This window comes from Hallerella porci, assembly GCF_003148885.1.
GTDB lineage: Bacteria > Fibrobacterota > Fibrobacteria > Fibrobacterales > Fibrobacteraceae > Hallerella > Hallerella porci.
Genome location: NZ_QGHD01000013.1, coordinates 17,493 through 35,778, shown reverse-complemented (window position 1 = coordinate 35,778; position 18,286 = coordinate 17,493). Strand labels below are relative to the sequence as shown.

Annotated in this window: 13 protein-coding genes; all 13 read right to left on the bottom strand. The window is 47.3% G+C overall.

The window, feature by feature from the left end:
• Positions 1-38: 38 nt before the first annotated feature.
• Entirely contained in the window at positions 39-2,285 is a 2,247-nt protein-coding gene (locus tag B0H50_RS07525; protein ID WP_106198944.1) for a tetratricopeptide repeat protein, read from the bottom strand.
• A 15-nt stretch (positions 2,286-2,300) separates the two neighbouring features.
• On the bottom strand, positions 2,301-3,782 hold the full coding sequence (locus tag B0H50_RS07520) for an OmpA family protein (RefSeq protein WP_233244615.1): 1,482 nt from the start codon (positions 3,780-3,782) through the stop codon (positions 2,301-2,303).
• A gap of 233 nt (positions 3,783-4,015) precedes the next feature.
• Positions 4,016-4,225, bottom strand: a complete 210-nt coding sequence (locus B0H50_RS07515; protein WP_109587508.1) for a hypothetical protein — start codon at positions 4,223-4,225, stop codon at positions 4,016-4,018.
• A 203-nt stretch (positions 4,226-4,428) separates the two neighbouring features.
• Positions 4,429-5,232, bottom strand: coding sequence for a 1,4-dihydroxy-6-naphthoate synthase (locus tag B0H50_RS07510; protein WP_109587499.1), 804 nt, complete (start codon positions 5,230-5,232; stop codon positions 4,429-4,431).
• Positions 5,232-5,906 (bottom strand): phosphorylase family protein, encoded by a 675-nt coding sequence (locus tag B0H50_RS07505; RefSeq protein WP_106198940.1) that lies wholly within the window; start codon positions 5,904-5,906, stop codon positions 5,232-5,234. The genes B0H50_RS07510 and B0H50_RS07505 overlap by 1 nt, the downstream gene beginning before the upstream one ends.
• 17 nt (positions 5,907-5,923) lie before the next feature.
• Positions 5,924-6,880, bottom strand: a complete 957-nt coding sequence (locus tag B0H50_RS07500) for a 1-phosphofructokinase family hexose kinase (protein WP_106198939.1) — start codon at positions 6,878-6,880, stop codon at positions 5,924-5,926.
• On the bottom strand, positions 6,880-8,124 hold the full coding sequence (tyrS, locus tag B0H50_RS07495) for a tyrosine--tRNA ligase (RefSeq protein WP_233244613.1): 1,245 nt from the start codon (positions 8,122-8,124) through the stop codon (positions 6,880-6,882). The genes B0H50_RS07500 and tyrS overlap by 1 nt, the downstream gene beginning before the upstream one ends.
• 143 nt (positions 8,125-8,267) lie before the next feature.
• Positions 8,268-8,954 (bottom strand): methyltransferase domain-containing protein, encoded by a 687-nt coding sequence (locus tag B0H50_RS07490; RefSeq protein ID WP_106198938.1) that lies wholly within the window; start codon positions 8,952-8,954, stop codon positions 8,268-8,270.
• On the bottom strand, positions 8,944-9,576 hold the full coding sequence (locus B0H50_RS07485) for a pimeloyl-ACP methyl esterase BioG family protein (protein ID WP_106198937.1): 633 nt from the start codon (positions 9,574-9,576) through the stop codon (positions 8,944-8,946). The genes B0H50_RS07490 and B0H50_RS07485 overlap by 11 nt, the downstream gene beginning before the upstream one ends.
• Entirely contained in the window at positions 9,545-10,660 is a 1,116-nt protein-coding gene (locus B0H50_RS07480; protein ID WP_106198936.1) for an aminotransferase class I/II-fold pyridoxal phosphate-dependent enzyme, read from the bottom strand. Before B0H50_RS07480 ends, B0H50_RS07485 begins: the two co-directional genes overlap by 32 nt.
• A 78-nt stretch (positions 10,661-10,738) precedes the next feature.
• Positions 10,739-12,268 carry a sigma-54 interaction domain-containing protein gene (locus tag B0H50_RS07475; RefSeq protein WP_106198935.1) on the bottom strand — a complete coding sequence of 510 codons (1,530 nt, stop codon included), beginning with the start codon at positions 12,266-12,268 and terminating at the stop codon, positions 10,739-10,741.
• A gap of 18 nt (positions 12,269-12,286) precedes the next feature.
• Positions 12,287-13,708: a glutamate synthase subunit beta gene (locus tag B0H50_RS07470; RefSeq protein ID WP_106198934.1), complete on the bottom strand. Its 1,422-nt coding sequence runs from the start codon at positions 13,706-13,708 to the stop codon at positions 12,287-12,289.
• A gap of 21 nt (positions 13,709-13,729) precedes the next feature.
• Positions 13,730-18,214, bottom strand: a complete 4,485-nt coding sequence (gltB, locus tag B0H50_RS07465; RefSeq protein ID WP_109587498.1) for a glutamate synthase large subunit — start codon at positions 18,212-18,214, stop codon at positions 13,730-13,732.
• Between the last annotated feature and the right edge of the window lie 72 nt (positions 18,215-18,286).

Sequence of the window (18,286 nt, the reverse complement as noted above, 5' to 3'; positions counted from 1 at the left end):
ACAGACCCAGCTAGACTAGGTCTATCCTTGAGGTTAATTTATTCCAAATCTTCCAAATCTTCCAACTGCTGGAGTTCTTGAGCGTTAGCACCGCCAGCTCCGCCACCGCTTTCAGCCTTCTTGGTCTTCACAGTAGCCAAGGTGAAGCCTGCGTCTTCGAGAACACGCTTGCGGTTCGATTCAAAACGGTCGCTCTGTTGAGAACGCTGCATGAACTTTGCATAATCGTCAATCGCTTCGTTCGCCTTGTCGAAGTCCGGACGGAGCTGATCACGCTTCATCTGAACACGCGGAGTCGGGAGCTGACGAGAAAGGTCAAGAGCCTTATCCTGAACGCTGTCGAAGTGAGCTTCGTTGTCTTCGTAAGCCTTGCGAGCGCTGTCGCGAGCTGCCATCGAAACAACCGGCTGTTCTGTGAGCTTTTCAGCATTGCTCAAAGACTTTTCAGCATTGTCAAAGTCCTTCTTCATGTAGTAGCAGTAACCTTCAACGAGGTATGCTTCCGAGAGCAAGAAGGAATCCGGCATATTCTTGATAATCCATTGTGCATACTTGATGGCTTCATCCGGTTTGTTCACCTTGAGGAAGGACCAACCAAGAGCGAGCATCGCTTCGTCATAGACCGGAGAACCCGGCTTCACTTGACCATAGAGAGCTGCAGCTTCTGCAATGTTCGGATTTTCACCCGAGAAGTAAATGTGGCCGAGTTTCACCTTTGCAGCGTCTTGCAAATCCATTTCGGATTGGTTTGATGCCGGCTGATCGATGATGTCACGGAAGCAGTTTTCCGCTTCGTCCCATTTGCCCATACGGCTATTTGCAATACCCATGGTGAAGCGAGCGTAGAAGTAGTTCGCATTACCCGGAAGAATTGCCGAGAGAAGGTCGATGGATTCTTGATAAAGACCTTGTTCAAACTTAATCTGACCAGCGATATAGTCGGCGTCAGCCTTCACATCGCTTTCACTGTAATGTTGAACAATGTATTGATACTTCACCATTGCATCGTTGTACTTGCCTTCCTTATAGTCGATGTTCATCAACTGGAAGTGGTACTTTGCGCGTTGGTCACTCTGCGGATAACGCTTGATAGCGTCTTCATACACAGCCTTTGCAGCCTTGTGCATGCGCATATTTTCAAAAGACTTGCCTTTGTAGAATGCTGCCTGGTCCACCAAGTGGAATGCCGGATACTTTGTTTGAACCTTACCGAAAGCATAAGCTGCTTCCAAGAATTGACGGTTCAAATAAAGACGCATTGCTGCACGATAATCGTTTTCCGGTTCGATTTTCAAACGACGATAACGATCTTCGCCGATGTTTTCTTCACGAGTATTGCCGAAACGAGAAGTGAGTTTCACAGCCCAAATAAAGCCGCGGTTCTTCTTTTCGACGATGTCATCGTGAGACATTTCAAGATCCAAAGCCAAGTAACGGAAGATGGTGACATCTTTCACGTTCACAGTAGCACCGAGCACCGGGTAACCTTCCTTCGTGAAGCGAAGGCGAACGCCCAAGTGAGAGCTCAAGTAGTAAGTCACCGTGAAGCTAGTTTCGACATTTGCGCCGTCGCCACCTTCATCGCTTTCATGGAGAACGTCAATGACCGAGATTTCGGCCTTCGCTTCTAACATACGGTTGAAGCCGCGATAGAAGAACGAGAAGTTCAAGTTGCTCGGAACCTTATAAGATTCGTCAGCACCCATGAATACAAAGTGATAAGATGAGTTGTCTTCTTCCGTGCTAATTGCCGGAGCAATCGCATTCTGGAAAGCAACGCCGATTGTCAAACTACCGAAACGAGAGTTCGAAATCGGGTTCCAGCTAATGCCCACATCAGCACCGAGAGTCAGCTGCTTATTTGCATCAAACTGGTTGATTTGGAGAATCGAGAGATCGACGCCCAAAGCCAAGCAGTGCATAATGCGGTAAGCATAACCGATCATGTAGGCGTTTTCCACATAGGAAGAACCGCCATCCACATCAGCACCGTTTTCGAAGAAAGAGACGCCTAACGTGTGATCGTAACCAAACGGAATCGTTACAGAGCCGTATTCTTGGGAAGCTTCACCACTGATGGTGCTGAAGTAGCCAATAGAAAGTTCGATCTGATCCGTTTCTGCAATTCCAGCTGGGTTCACGTACATCGACGTGTTGTTGCTGCCAAATTCGCCGAACCAGTCATTTTGCTGGTACTTGTGCGGGGAGTACGAGGGAGAAGCAAATGCTGCACTCGTGCAGATAAGCCCGACGGCTGTTGTTTTGATGAAGCTAAAGCGTGTCATCGTTTACCCTTCTCCTTACTTGATATCCGTACGAGTAAATTCAATACGACGGTTCTGTGCACGACCTTCCGGAGTCTTGTTCGAAGCCTTCGGCTTGGTGTCACCAGCACCGCTTGTCACCATACGATTTTCTGCAATTCCGTTTTCGACCAAGAATGCCTTCACCGCTTCAGCGCGTTCTGCAGAAAGCTTCTTGTTCTTGGCAGGATTACCAACGTTATCGGTATGGCCGACAATTTCAAATGTGATTTCCGGGAATGCTTCCATGATGTCTACAACCTTGCGGAGAGAAACATCGGAATCCTTCGTGATAGTAGCCTTACCGGATTCAAAGTTCACACCTTCCAAGATGAAGACTTTCTTCGGCGGAACCGGGACTTCGTCCGGGCAGCCATCGTCATCTTTGTAACCATTCAAGGATTCTGGATTATCCGGGCAAGCATCTGCACCCTTACAGGTGTGGGCATACTTGTCGAGAAGACCGCTAGCTTCGACCCACGGATCGCAGATACCATCGCGATCGTTATCCGGATCAGGGCAGCCATCATCGTCTTGGAAGCCATCCACATCTTCGGCGTCTTCCGGGCACTGGTCAATGCCAGAGCAAACAGCAGAATACTTTTCAGAAACGCCTTCTTCGGAAACCCACGGATCGCAAAGGCCATCGCCATCGGTATCCGGATTACGAGTTTCGTTCACTTCTTCTTCCTTTTCGGGAGCGACGTCGTGAGCGAGAAGACCGATATCCAATTTGCCCTTACCGCGTTTGAGCATTGGAGACTTGGAGTTGCAGTAGAAGTTCGGCTTGCTGAGCGACGGATTGATGAACTTCGGATCCAACGAAACGTTGGTGCGGTTCACCTTAATGAAGCGGTTGAACGGATAGTAGTTCTTGTAAATATTGTTGTATTCAATCTTCGTCTGACCGGCTGCGGGGTCTGCATAAACACCGTAGTAGTGGTTTTCCATGAAGATGTTATTGCGTGCGACGAGGTTCGTCGGACCCTTCAAAGCAAGTCCCGAATAACCGTTGCGGAGGACGACATTCTGTTCGACATATGCGTCGAGAGACTTAGCGCCCCAAGCGAGAATGCCGGACCAGCGGTTGCCGTACACGACGTTATTGCGAAGATTGGGAAGCGAAATGAATGCGGCAATACCGGTAGCCTTGTTATCCATCACATAGCAGTGGTGAATGTACGGGGCTGCGTTTTCGCAAAGAATGCCTTCGATACCATTGCGGATGGTAAAGTGGGACATTTCTGCTCCGGAAGTACCCATCACGGTAGGTCCGCGGCGACCGCCATCAATGATCGTTGTTAAAGGGTCTTCGCCCTTGAGAACAACACCCATGATGAGGGTAATGTTTTCGTTGTAAGTTCCGCGCTTGACGAAAATGGTATCGCCTGCGTCTGCATTGCCGAGAGCGTCAGCGATCTTATCGTAATCGCCCGGCACATTGATAGCTTTTGCCGAAGCGTATCCCGAAAAGAGCATAGCTCCTGCAAGAACTACGAATACTTTCTTTAGGGTCATACTGCTAGATTTCTCCAATCATGAAACATAAATTCTACACATCCATTGGACCGGAAAACAGGGGAACCACTCCCTGAATACCAAACCACAACGTGGAATATACCTTCAAAAATGGGTTTAGTCAAACACTTTTAACGATAAATGTTTGAAAAAGCGTCATTTAGGCGATTTTTTCCGCGTTTGTTTCCAAAATTTTAAGATACATCTCCTTCTTCTTCCGGTTTACCACCCTCGGATTCTTTCTTCACGCCTTGAATTGAGACGCGGAGATCCTGACAGGTACGCTTGATGTCTTGGAGCACCTTGCGAGCCCGCGTACCCGCGGATTTATTGCCTTTTTTGAACTTATCATACTCGTGCTTTAACGCCTCGAGATCTTGTTCTAATTGCTGAACCAAGTCCATACAACACTCCATTTTATAGAATTATAAAGGAAAATAAATAAACTTTTGAAGGAAATTTCGGCAATTCGTAAAATTATTTTTTACAATTCAAAATTTTTCCGCTGCCGAGACTTTTGTATCTCTTTTTTTACAAAAAATCAGCAATTTGTCGTAGAAATAGGATCAAAAATCAGAAATTCGGTAAAGCATTTGTGCGAAGTGCTCTAATTTCCAATTGAGCATTCCATTGTGAATCGAATTGCTTTTTTCCCTTCTTCGCCGATGTTGCACGTGAATTCGGTGACGAACATCCGAATGTGCTGTTCGATGACGGAATCATCGGGAATTTGCGCTTTTTTGCGGATAAAGTCCGAGACGAGTTGCGGGCGCGCCCACGCCAAATCAAGACTACGACGAATTTCTTCTTCGACGCTTTGAATGGTCGATTTTCCCAAAGAATGCTTCGCCACGGTGCAGCCGAGCGGAATGGGCGAATGGGTTTCGTTTTCCCAAAATTCGCCTAAATCGGTTAACAGCCCGAGATGATCGCGCTTCCAGGTAAAACGTTTTTCGTGGATGACGACACCTTGTTTCTGCTTTTTTGTGCAGAGCGCATCGTAAACTTCGTTGAAAAATGCATACGAAATGCGCGGCGTTTTTTGCGGCTGCGTTTTTTGAAACCAAAAGCGAAAGAGAAGAGCGGCGGTTGTATTTTTCCCCGGGAGAAGCGTTTCTTGGGAAGCGTCAAATGTCGCGCTTTCTTCGGACGAAAAAAGAAGAGGTCCGCAACCATATCCCATGGCGCCGCCACACGAAAGCAACTGATAATTTTCTTGAATAAACGGTAAAACGCCGCAGCTCACTTTGGCGACATCTAATTCTCCGCGAAGCACTTTTTCGTTGAGAGTTTGCACATCGGCGAAAGTAACTTCCCATTCGAATTGCGACGGAAAAAGCCCGCAAACGAGCGCTTCGTAGATGAAAGTATCATTCGGGCAAGTGGAAATTCCCAAGCGAAGTTTTTGCATTATTTGCCTTCGAGAATCGGATTTAAAATTTGTTGCTGGAGAGTTTTGAGCGATTGCTTCAAATTCCATTTGGATTCATCTAAATCGCCGGTAAAATTGCTAATCGTGCGGACTTCGAAAATTTGAATGCCGAAAGCGTTTGCGATGACAAATGCGGTGGCGCCTTCCATCGCTTCGACTTTTGCTTTGAAAAAGCGAGCGCGAAATTCTAAGGCTTGCTTGCTCGCGGTCATCGTATTCACCGAAATGCCGCGGACTCCCGGAAGTTTTGCAATTGATTCGGGCGCAAGTTTTGACGGCGTCGCTTTATCGATATGCGGGCGCTTAAAATACGGGCGAAATGCATCTTCATTCCAATAGCCGATATCGCCTGCACATTCTTCGTCTACGCGGACAATATCGCCAGAAGAAAGACCGCTTTCGGGAAGAGCGCCGGCGACACCGGCGAGAATAATGCGGTTATATTTTTGCGTATAAATTAACCTGGAAAGCCCCGAAGCAAAATCGACAAGTCCGATGCCGACACAAGAAGCGTCTGCGTTTGCAGAAAGCGGGTGCGGGTTTTGAACGGTCGCTTTATACGGAATGTGCGGAAAGAGAACTTTCCATTCCATCCACGAAGGAATCGCGATTAACGTTTTCTTTGATTTCTTCGCTTGCTTTGCGCACGCCATAAACCCTCCACGAAATTTTAATCGGTCATTTTTTTGATGAGCGGAAGCAATTCCGATTCGAGAGCCGAAACGCGTCCAATGTCTAAGCTCCACGGGCGATCTACTTCGCAACGTGCCGAGGCGACTGCAGTCGCTTTTGCCAAGCAATCGTTAATCGGAAGGCCGAGGGAATCCGCGGCGAGCCAACCGGCTAAGAATGCATCGCCAGCGCCGATATCGTTTACGACTTTGACTTGAGGCGGCTGCAATTCAATGCCCATTACTTTACCTTCTAAACGGTAAAATGCATGAATTGGCAATTCTTCGTCGGTGACGACTAAATTGTGAATCGGCAAGCGATCGAGAAGAGTCGAAGCGGTCATTTTCCAGAATTGCGGGCTAGACGTAATCTGCGGAATACCGAATCGCTGTAAGAGTTTACAATACTCGTCTAAATTGATTTTGAGAAGTTCTACGCCGCTTTCGAGCCAAGCGTCAATGCCGTTCACCGCATCGATAAACAAGCGTTTTCCTTGCAAATTTAATGCGGTTAAAGTTTCGGTTTTAAAACCGTTCGGAAAAGAGCCGCAGACGATGACATTTAAAACATCGTCCCAAACTTCGCCGATAGTTTGCAAGAAATCATTATTTTCGGCTTCGGAAATTTGAGGCGACGGTTCAATGAGTTCCGTCGTATCGCCTTTTGAAACAATCGTCGTGCACACACGCGTTGCCGCGGCAATCCAAATCGGCAGTTGACGAATCCCTGCTGCTGCCACTTCATCGCACATTGAACCGCTGCGTTCTCCGCCGAGGAAATGCGCTAATGTAAATTCCCCGCCCAACATTTTTAAAATGCGAGCGCAGTTGATTCCCTTGCCCGAAGTAAATTCTTCGACTCGAGCAATGCGATTCACTTCTCCGGGCTTAAATTCGTCCACGAAGAAAAGGCGTTGCCACGTCGGGTTGAGCCCGAGAATCAGGGATTCGCTCATTAGAAATTCACCTTGAAGAAATTGCGCTTACCAACTTGAATCAAGAGAGAATCCGAGCCGGAAATTTGAATTTCGGTCATCGGGTCGGAAAGTTTTTCGCCTGCGATTTTTACGCCGCCATTTTGCACCATGCGACGCGCTTCGCCTTTGGATGCAAATGCTTTAATTGCGACCAAAAGGTCGAGGGCTTTGTAAGCGCCTGCTTCAACTTTGCATTCTTTCGCATCGGACGGAATTGCATTTCCGCTGTGAATTTCTTTTTCTTTGGCTGCAGCTGCATCGGCAGCTTCTTTGCCGTAATACTGCGAAACAATTTCTTTGGCGAGGCGATCTTTCGCTGCGTTCGGGCTAAGAGAACCGGCTGCGATATCGGCCATCATCTTTTTGATTTCGTCGATGGAAACGTCCGTCAACAATTCAAACCAGTTTTCGACAATGGAATCGGCGAGGTTATAAATTTTGTGATACATAACATCGGCGGGTTCATTTACGCCCACGTAATTGCCGAGGCTCTTGCTCATTTTGGATTTGCCGTCGGTGCCGAGAAGAATCGGCATAAACATTCCGATTTGAAGCGGCATGTTTTCGTACATTTGCAAATCACGTCCGCGGCAAACATTGAACTTTTGATCGGTGCCGCCGAGTTCAACATCGCTCCGAATGGCGACAGAATCGTAACCCTGCATCATCGGATACATAAATTCGTGAAGGCTAATCGGACTGTTCGACGCATAACGATTGTGGAAATCTTCGCGTTCAAGCATTTGCGCTACGGTAAACTGCCCCATGAGTTCTGTGACTTTGGAGAAAGGCAATTTGCTAAACCATTCGCCGTTGTAATGAATTTCGACGCGGTCTTCGCGGACGACGCGGAAAAATTGCTGCTGATATTCCTTTGCGTTTTCGAGAACTTGTTCGTGAGAAAGACGCGGACGCGCTTTGTTACGACCCGAAGGGTCGCCGATTTGCGCCGTGTAATCGCCGACGATGAGAACCACCGTATGACCGAGATCTTGGAATTGGCGAAGTTTGCGCATGACCACCGTATGACCGAGATGCACATCGGGAGCGGTCGGATCTACGCCGAGTTTTACGCGGAGAGGAATCCCCGTATCATAAGACTTTTGGAGCTTTTGTTCGAGTTCATCCGCCGGAATAATTTCGGCTACACCGCGAAGCAGAATGTCCAATTGTTCTTTGACAGGGAGGAATTGCATAAAAAGTCCTTTTGATAATTTTTGCATCAATATAAAAAAAATTCACACCGCAGCATGAATTTTTCACTTGAGCAAACACTCCTTGTGCTCTTAAGATAGATGTTTTGGGTGAATGCGAAAAGGGATTTGCGAATAATGTGTTGTCTTGGGACAACTGCACCGAATTTTCGTCAGTTGAATTTTTTACAAACGACGACTAAATATCGATAGGTTAAATTAAATTTTCCATCAAAAGATTTTTCGAGTTCTTTGAAATTGCTTTTCGTGAGGTGAAAATTTCCATCTAAATTATTCACGCCGGTTTGTTTTAAACTGTCGAGAAGCGCAAATAAATTTTCGAATTGCAGCGTGCAAAAATTTTCTTTGGAATCTAAAATTTCAAAATGATTTTTTAAAAGCGAACAAATTTCGTCGGGAGTTTTATAAGCGAGTCCTTGATGCGTAAAACGTTCCAATTCAAAGAGCGTTCCGTTTGTAAACATCGCAAATGCAAACATTCCTTTCTCAAAAAGCGAATCATCAATTTTTTGAAAAAGCGAATTTAAATCATCAATCCATTGAAGCACCGAACTAGAAACGATGAGATTTAAATTTTTCGGAATTTCTAAAGTGCAAATGTCTCCGATTTGCGATGGATATTTTTCCATCGGCAGACTTTTATACAAATCGTTTAAGGTGAGTTCTTTGAACGAAATTTCTTTTAAAATATGCTGCGTGAAAATTCCTGAACCGCAACCGATTTCGTAAATTTTATCGGCGGCGTGAATTTGCTTCGTGAGCAATTCCGATAAATCGGCAGCGGCTTTCTTTTGCGCTGTCGCAAATTCATCGTAATTTTTTGCACGCTCAAATCGCAAGAATTTCCTCCAGAGATTTCAATTTGAAAAACGGAAAGTGTGGCGCTAAAATCGTTTGCACAGGACACGCAAAACACGCGGAAGCTTTCGGCGGAAACACGACATCTTTTTTCGAAACAATCGCTTTATCCCAAGCGATTTTATTTTCGACATTTTCTAAAATGTGGTCGTAAAAATTTTGAAGTTCTGCTTTAGGATTTTCTGAAAATTTAAAATTCGCTTTGGCGGCATCGCCTAAGAAGCACCACTTTTTAAACATTTCAAAATCGAAATTGTCGATGGAATTTTTGAAAGTTTCTTTGGAAATTCCAAAGGAATCGTGAATGCCAAAAGGCGTTCCGTTGATGGCGACGGCTTTTTGAAATTTAATTTCCGAAGCGAATTGATTCGCAACCCACACGCCCATCGACCAAGCGATTAAAATTTTTTCGCGATTTGAATTTTTGATTTCTTCGAAAAGTTCTGGATTTTCAAATTCAAAATTTTGATAATCGTAAACGACTGCGACATCGCAATTTTGAAAGTCAAAATTTTTCAAGCAATCCGGCGTAAACGCGTAGCCCAAAAACACGAGGACGAGCGGAGCGTTTTCATGATTGCAAATGAGCTTTTGAATACGCATCTAAAATTTCCTTAAGCGGTTTGAGTTCTTCGGCGGTAATGTCGCCGCGTAAACTAATGCGAAGGCGCGATGTGTGAACAGGAACCGTTGGCGGTCTAATGGCGGGCACAAAAAATCCGGCGTCGGTTAAATCTTTTGCAAGTGCCAAAGTGTCTTCGTTTTCGCCCACGATAAACGGACAAATTTGCGTTTTGCTAAGTCCTAAAAAGTCAACGCATTCTTGCAAATTTTTTCTGCGGTCGCTAAAATCTTTGGATAAAATAAAACTTGTCCACGCCACATCAACGCTTGGAATTGCGGTGGAAAAAATCAAACTGCGCGCAGAGTTAATTAAAATTTCTCGCATTTCTTGATTGCACAAAAAGACTGCGCCCGAGCCGCCCAACGCTTTGGAAAGTGTGATTAAAATAAAATCGATTTCGTTATCGAGATTTTGAGAATGCACAATTCCAAGTTCGTTTAATGCAAAAAATGAATGCGCTTCATCGACGTAAAGTTTGACGTTTTCGTATTGCTTTTTGAGCGAAACCATCGTCTTTAAATCGGCGATGTCACCGTCCATACTAAAGACGGATTCGGTTAAAACGATGATCGTTTCGTAAGCGCTATGTTCTTTTTCTAAAATGCGAGAAAGCGCTTCCATATCGTTATGCGCGAAGCGTTTGAAATTTGCTTTGGAAAGTTGGAGCGCATCGATCATGCTTGCGTGAATCAATTTGTCTGCGACAAAAAGAGTTTTCGGATCTGCCATTGCAGAAATCACGCCCAAGTTTGCGCTGTAGCCCGAATTGAAAATAAGCGCTTTTTTGTTTAAGCGTTTTTCGAACCAATTTTCGAGTTCGTAAAAAGCATCCGATGAATTATAAACTAAACGGCTTGCGCCCGAGCCAAAAAAGACATCTTTGATTTTTATGGTTTCTAAAAATTCATCGCGTAACGTGCGACTTGTTGCGATTCCTAAGTAATCGTTACTCGCTAAATTCAAAAGATTTTTTGAACCAAAGCGAATACTTTTTTCAAAAGACGCGGTGTCTTTAAATTCGCGGTAAGTGCCTTGCGCTTTTGCTTTTTCTAAATCGAGCATGATAAACCTTCTGTACTAAATATAGAAAAAGCGGCTGAGCCGCTTTTCCTTTTGCATTTTGAATTTTTCAAGACGCTGTTAGGCGAAACGCTTCGGATTGATGCCGAGCATTTTGATTTTATAACCCAAAATGCGCTGCGTTGTGGCGAGGGCACGTGCTGCGGGCGCAACTTTTCCTTTGGCGCTTTTGAGAGCGTCGCAGATAATGTCGCGTTCGTAAGTATCGACCATACTTTTCAAATCACCGCGGACCGGCGCGCCTGTCGATTCTGCAGTTTGCAAAGTCGGCGGCAAATGGTGAGGATATATCACGTTTCCTTCGGCGACAAGAACCGCGCGCTCGATGCAGTTTTCAAGTTCGCGGACGTTTCCTGCCCAATGATAACTCATGAGCATATCAATCGTCCCCGTCGAAAGCCGACGAATATCTTTTCCCAAAAGTTTGTTGTAACGTTCGAGGAAATGATCAGCGAGAAGTACGATGTCGCTTTTGCGTTTGCGCAGAGGCGGTACATAAATCGGGAAAATATGTAAGCGGTAATAGAGATCTTCGCGGAATTTTCCGTCGCGCACCATTTGCAGCAAATCTTTATTTGTCGCAGCGATGACGCGGATATTCACATGAATCGTCTTGTTTCCGCCGACGCGTTCAAATTCGTGTTCTTGCAAAACGCGGAGCAATTTTACTTGAAGAGTCGCCGAGATTTCGCCGATTTCATCGAGGAAAATCGTTCCGCCGTCAGCCATTTCAAAGCGGCCTTTGTGTTCAGAAATTGCCCCGGTGAATGCGCCCTTTTCGTGTCCGAAAAGTTCACTTTCGATAATGTTTTCGGGGAGAGCCGCGCAATGTACGCGAACAAACGGACCATTGGCGCGATCCGAATTGTAATGAATCGCTTGGGCGACGAGCTCTTTACCAGTTCCCGTTTCTCCGAGGATGAGAACCGTAGAAGGGCTACGAGCAACGCGAGCGATTTGATCGTAAACCACTTGCATTTCGCGGGAATTGCCCACGATATTGGAAGGACGAAAACGATCTTTCAATTCCGAACGCAGCCGTTCATTTTCCGCTTGAAGAATTTCGGTTTCTTCTTCAGCTTGGCGACGAAGTTTTACCGCAGACGCAACCATCATGGCGATGATTTCGAGAAGCCGTAAATCGTCGTCTAATTGATCTGCCGAAGAATTGAATTCGTCCACGCTTAATGCGCCGACGACTTCTTTTTCAATCGAAATCGGAACGCAGATGAACGACTTTCCCGAGACTTTTCCGCGGCCGGTGCGGTCGAGAAAGTTCGGGTCTTTCGTTACGTCGGGGACAACTATCGGCTTGCCGGTTTCCACGACTTTTCCCGTAATGCCTTCGCCCACTTTGTAGCGACCTTTCTTCGTTTGAAGCGGAGAAAGTCCGGTGGCAAGTTCAATGGAAATTTCACCTGTTTGACGGTTGTAAAGAGTCACCGTCGCATGTTTAAATCCCATATACTCGCCGAGCGTATTCATCACCGGGCGCAGGACATTTCGCATGTCCATGTTTTCGTCAAGGATCTGGCCTACTCGATAAAGTAATTCCAGTTCCTTTATCTTTTGATCGTCTTTAGTTGCCATGTATCCTCCGCAGATAATTTAGAGAAGCGATTTCACAATTCCAGAAGCGACGCGTTTACCATCGGTAATCGCACGCACAACCAGAGATTGTCCTGTTGCACAGTCACCGGCAATGTACACGCCCTTTGCCGAAGTCATACCGTCTGCATCGCGGAAAATACGACCGCGTTCATCGCATCTCAAGTTGAATGCTTTGACGATATCCGGAATTGCGTGACCGACAAATCCCATTGCCAAAAGCACGAGATCTGCTGGGAGCACAAATGCGCCATCGGGTTTCGGAACATTGAACATACGACCGTCTTCGCCGCGTTTCCATTCGATTTCGGTGCAACGGAGCGCTTTGACTTTTCCATTTTCGCCAATCGCTTCCAATGTGTTGATGTTCCATTGCCGTTTGCAGCCTTCTTGATGAGCCGGCGTTTCTTTGAAGATGCGCGGCCATTCGGGCCAAGGATTATTCGGAGCGCGTTTGATCGGAGCGTTCGGCATAATTTCGATTTGTGTCACATCGAGTGCACCTTGACGAATCGCTGTACCAATGCAGTTTGCACCGGTATCACCACCACCGACAACGACGACATGTTTGCCTTTTGCACTTTTCGTTTCATCGAAATCAAAGACTTCCCCGCCATTGATGCGGTTTTGCTGAGTCAAATAATCGACGGCGAAATGAATGCCCGAAAATTCGCGTCCCGGGACTTTCAAATCACGCGGAGCACGAGAGCCGCAGCAGAGAACGATTGCATCATGATTGCGCAGTAAATATTCCGGAGAAATATCTTTGCCGATGCACACATTCGTTTCGAAGCGGATGCCTTCTTGCTGCATCAAAGAAACGCGACGTTCGATAACCGATTTTGGAAGACGGAAGTCGGGGATGCCGTAGCGCATAAAGCCGCCGACGTGTTCTGCACTTTCGTAAACGGTGACGTTAATGCCTGCGCGATTCAAATATTCGGCGCAAGAAAGACCCGAAGGACCCGAACCGATGACTGCGACATGTTTATCGGTGCGCACGAGCGGCAAGTTCGCATGCACCCAACCGTTTTCGTAACCGGTTTCGATGACACGATGTTCAATTTCGCGAATAGCAACTGCATCGCCATCTTGGCCGTTGACGCAAGAACCTTCGCAAAGAGCCGGGCAAACAATTCCCGTAAATTCGGGGAACGGACTTGTGTCCAAGAGAAGATCCAACGCTTTGCGCCATTCGCCGCGACTTGCTGCATTATTGATTTCGGGAACGACATTCAAAAGCGGACAACCGAAAGCGTGGCAGAACGGAACGCCGCAATTCATGCAACGCGTTGCCTGTTCGGTAATCTGCTCTTTCGTCATTTCCTTCGCAGTTTTTTTGTAATCGTGGATACGTTCCTGAACGGGGCGTTCTTCCGCGTCACGACGAGGAATCGTGAGAAAAGGTTTGTTCGAAATCATCTTTTGTCTCCTTTTTTCCGCTTATCCGCGATTCTGATTGTTCATATTTTCCAAGGCGCGACGATATTCCATCGGGAACACCTTCACGAAAAGTTCACGATCGCGGTCCCAGTTTTCGAGGATTCTCTTCCCCTTCGGGCTGCCCGTATATTTCACGTGATTTTCGATGAGCTGTTTCAATTCTTTTTCGTCGGCTTCGTTCAGCGGATCCAAGTCAATCATATCCGTGTTGCAAAGACTGTCGAATTGACCGCCTTCGTCAAAGACATAAGCGATACCGCCGCTCATCCCTGCGCCGAAGTTGATGCCTGTCGATCCGAGAACGACGACGCGTCCACCGGTCATGTATTCGCAAGCGTGGTCGCCGACACCTTCGACAACGGCGAGAGCGCCACTGTTACGAATGCCGAAGCGTTCACCTGCGCGACCGTTCAAATAGACTTCGCCCGAAGTGGCACCGTAGAGAATGACGTTGCCCGCGATGACGTTATCTTCGGGAGCGAACGCAGAACCTGTTGCCGGACGCACGATAATTTTTGCGCCCGAAAGTCCCTTGCCTACGTAGTCATTTGCTTCGCCTTCGAGTTCCAAAGTCAAGCCGTGAGCGCCGAATGCCCCGAAGCTCTGACCCGCAGAACCTTGCAAGCGGATGGTGATTGTATCGTCCGGAAGTCCTGCGTAACCATACTTTTTCGCGATGCGGCTCGAAATAATCGTGCCAAATGTGCGGTTCGTATTGCGAATCGGAAGATTCAACGAAACCGGTTTCTTCGTTTCGATGTTCTCTTCGACTTTCTTCAGAATTTCGTAGTCCACCGCAGTATCCAAGCCTGTTTCCTGCTTCATAGTGCAGCGAACTTCTTCGGGCTTTGTCGATGCGCGATAGAGAATTCCCGAGTAATCGAGACCCTTTGCCTTCCAGAAATCAATCGCCTGATTCATTTCCAAGAGATCGCTACGTCCGACCATTTCGTCGAATGTGCGGAAGCCGAACTGCGCCATATAATGACGGACTTCTTCTGCGACAAAAGTCAAGTACTGAATGATATGTTCCGGCGCACCCTTGAAACGTTTGCGGAGTTCTGGATCTTGAGTAGCAACGCCGACTGGGCAAGTGTTCGAATGGCAATGACGCATCATCACGCAACCGAGAACGACGAGAATCGTCGTTGCAAAGCCAAATTCTTCGGCGCCGAGAAGCGCACCGATGACCACATCGCGGCCAGTCTTCATCTGACCATCTACCTGAAGACGCACACGGCTACGGAGCTTATTCAAAACGAGAGTCGTCTGCGTTTCGGAAAGTCCGAGTTCCCACGGAGCGCCGACATGCTTCACCGAAGAAAGCGGAGACGCACCGGTACCGCCATCGTAGCCCGAGATGAGAATCATATCGGCACGCGCTTTGGCAACGCCAGCCGCAACAGTTCCCACACCGACTTCCGAGACAAGCTTCACCGAGATACGCGCTTTATCGTTTGCATTTCTCAAGTCAAAGATCAACTGCGCAATATCTTCAATAGAATAAATATCGTGATGCGGCGGCGGGCTGATGAGAGTAACGCCCGGAGTTGAATGACGCACCTTTGCAATTTGCACACTCACCTTGTGACCCGGCAACTGACCGCCTTCACCCGGTTTTGCGCCTTGTGCAATTTTAATCTGCAATTCTTTTGCGTTCACCAAATATTCGTCGGTAACGCCAAAGCGTCCGCTCGCCACTTGCTTCGTCGCACTCGAAAGAGAATCGCCGTTCGGCAGCGGAATATAACGTTCCGGATCTTCACCGCCTTCGCCGCTGTTGCTCTTAGCACCGATGCGGTTCATCGCGATTGCAATTGCTTCGTGCGCTTCATTCGAAATAGCACCGTAGCTCATTGCGCCCGTCACAAAGCGCTTCATAATTTCTGTCGCCGGTTCTACTTCGTCGAGAGGAACTGCAACCGTTTTCTTGAACGAGAAAAGTCCGCGGAGAGTGCTCTGATGCACCGTCTGATCGTTGATGAGTTCTGCATACTTGTCATAGCGCGCCTGATTTCCAGTGCGCACAGCAATCTGCAAATTCGAAATGGCTTCTGGCGTCCACAAGTGACGTTCGCCATCTTTGCGCAAACGATATTCACCGCCCGAAGGAAGAAGCGGACTCTTGCTTTCGATCGCCGAACGCCAACGCATCAACGCTTCTTTTGCAATTTCTTCGAGGCCGATACCGCCGATGCGACTTGCCGAACCCTTGAAATATTTGTCGACGACATCTTTTGCGAGGCCGACGATTTCAAAGACTTGAGCGTTACGGTAACTGCGCAGAGTCGAAATACCCATACGGCTCATTACCTTTTTCAAGCCCTTGTTCATCGCATCGATGTAATGTTCAATCGCTTCGGTAACGCCGACTTGTTTATCCAACTGATGCGTCTTGCTGAGTTCTGCAATAGATTCAAATGCCAAATACGGATTGATCGCAGTTGCACCGAAACCGAGAAGGCTTGCGATATGCATCACTTCACGCGCTTCACCCGTTTCGAGAATGAGACCGCAACTTGTGCGAATGCCGATTTTCGACAGATACTGGTTCACGGCAGAGACCGCGAGAATTGCCGGAATCGGAGCGATTTCATCGGGCAAATCCTTATCGCTCAAGATGATAATATTATGGCCATCGCGGACTTCTTTCTCTACCTTTTCGCAGAGTTCGGTCAACGCCATTTCCAAAAGCTTGCCCGCAGAAAGTGTATCCGAAAGGACGGGGAATCCCATCTGAACCGTTGCGCACTTGTAATCTTCTTGGCTCAAAGTACGAAGGCGACCCAAATCTTCATTCGAAAGCACCGGATAACGGAACTTCACCAAGCGAGCTTGCGCCGGTTCTTCAGCGAGGAAGTTATCGTGAATGCCAAGGTAAGTCATCAAACTCATCACGAGTTCTTCGCGAATCGGATCGATAGGCGGATTCGTCACCTGCGCAAAGAGCTGCTTAAAGTACCAATAAAGAAGCTGCGGCTTTTCCGAGAGAACAGCGAGCGGCTGATCCGAGCCCATCGAACCAATCGGTTCAACGCCATTCGAAGCCATCGCATTCAAAATGATTTCCAAATCTTCGCGGGTATAACCGAAAAGTTTTTGACGCTTGAGAAGAGTTTCTTCATCGACCGCAACTTCGCCGACTGCGTTAAAGAAGCCGTGAATGTCGATGTGATTTTCTTTGACCCAACGACGATACGGTTCTTTGCGGGCAAAGCGAGTCTTCACTTCGTGATCTTTGTAGAAACGACCTGTCTTCAAATTCACGAGAAGCATTTGACCCGGACGGAGAGAACCCTTTTCCGAAACTTCTTCAGCCGGAATATCGAGGACGCCAGCTTCCGAAGCAAAAACCATAAATCCGTTTTTCGTAATCGTGTAACGCGCCGGACGCAAACCGTTTCTATCGAGAGTTGCACCGACCCATTCGCCATCGGTAAACGCCACCGCAGCAGGACCATCCCACGGTTCCATAATGCCAGCGTGGAATTCAAAGAATCCGCGGACATCCGGACCCATTGCATGTTTTTTGCCCCAAGCTTGCGGCATTAACATCATCATCGAATGACCCACTTCGCGGCCACCCAAAGTCAAAAGTTCAAGCACATTGTCTAAGTTGCCCGAGTCGCTCGAATTCTTTTCGAGAATCGGAGTCAACTTCTTAATGTTTTCGCCAAAAAGCGGAGACGCAATATTCTTTTCGCGAGCATTCATCCAGTTGCGGTTTCCGCGGATGGTATTGATTTCGCCATTATGCGCCATAAAGCGGAACGGTTGCGCGAGAGGCCAACTTGGGAAAGTATTTGTCGAATAACGTTGGTGCACAACGGCCACAGCGCTTTCCATATTCTTATCATTCAAATCCGGATAGAAAACCGGAACCTGCGGCGCAGTCATCATGCCTTTATAAATCAAAGTGCGCGCAGACAAGCTCACCACATAAAATCCGTCAGCGCCTTCTGCAGAAAGTCCCGATTCGTGTTCAGCACGTTTCCGCACGACGAGAAGAGCGCGTTCCAAATCTTCGCCCGTTAAATCTTCGTTCGACTGAAGAAACACCTGAGCGATAAACGGCATCACAGCGCGAGCAGAATCGCCCACCGCCGAAGGCTCAACCGGAACATCGCGGCTAGCGAGAATTTTGAAATTTTCTTCCTTCGCAATTTTTTCGATGAGAGCCATCACGCTTTCGCGTTTCGATTTATCTTGCGGCAAAAAGAGCATGCCGACTGCATAATGGCCAAGTTCCGGAAGCTTCATTTTCAGAGACTTTTTGAAGAAGTTATCCGGAGTTTGAATCAAAAGACCTGCGCCGTCGCCTGTGTTGACATCTGCGCCAGTTGCACCGCGGTGAAGAAGATTGCAAAGAACTTTAACGCCCTTTTTCACAATTCCGTGTTCACGGTTTCCATTCATATTGAGAACGAAGCCAACGCCGCACGCATCGTGTTCGTTCTGCGGGTTGTATAAGCCTTGAGCCTTCATATGTCTCCTATCGTCAGCGCAAAGGATCCATCTCCTTTGCGATCGTCTAGTAGAAAATTACTAGTTCAAGCG

Excerpts from the sequence above, each read along its gene's own strand:
- B0H50_RS07525 (WP_106198944.1), bottom strand. The coding sequence starts at position 2,285 with ATGACACGCTTTAGCTTCATCAAAACAACAGCCGTCGGGCTTATCTGC.
- B0H50_RS07520 (WP_233244615.1), bottom strand. The coding sequence starts at position 3,782 with ATGCTCTTTTCGGGATACGCTTCGGCAAAAGCTATCAATGTGCCGGGC.
- B0H50_RS07515 (WP_109587508.1), bottom strand. The coding sequence starts at position 4,225 with ATGGACTTGGTTCAGCAATTAGAACAAGATCTCGAGGCGTTAAAGCAC.
- B0H50_RS07510 (WP_109587499.1), bottom strand. The coding sequence starts at position 5,232 with ATGCAAAAACTTCGCTTGGGAATTTCCACTTGCCCGAATGATACTTTC.
- B0H50_RS07505 (WP_106198940.1), bottom strand. The coding sequence starts at position 5,906 with ATGGCGTGCGCAAAGCAAGCGAAGAAATCAAAGAAAACGTTAATCGCG.
- B0H50_RS07500 (WP_106198939.1), bottom strand. The coding sequence starts at position 6,880 with ATGAGCGAATCCCTGATTCTCGGGCTCAACCCGACGTGGCAACGCCTT.
- tyrS (WP_233244613.1), bottom strand. The coding sequence starts at position 8,124 with ATGCAAAAATTATCAAAAGGACTTTTTATGCAATTCCTCCCTGTCAAA.
- B0H50_RS07485 (WP_106198937.1), bottom strand. The coding sequence starts at position 9,576 with ATGCGTATTCAAAAGCTCATTTGCAATCATGAAAACGCTCCGCTCGTC.
- B0H50_RS07480 (WP_106198936.1), bottom strand. The coding sequence starts at position 10,660 with ATGCTCGATTTAGAAAAAGCAAAAGCGCAAGGCACTTACCGCGAATTT.
- B0H50_RS07475 (WP_106198935.1), bottom strand. The coding sequence starts at position 12,268 with ATGGCAACTAAAGACGATCAAAAGATAAAGGAACTGGAATTACTTTAT.
- B0H50_RS07470 (WP_106198934.1), bottom strand. The coding sequence starts at position 13,708 with ATGATTTCGAACAAACCTTTTCTCACGATTCCTCGTCGTGACGCGGAA.
- gltB (WP_109587498.1), bottom strand. The coding sequence starts at position 18,214 with ATGAAGGCTCAAGGCTTATACAACCCGCAGAACGAACACGATGCGTGC.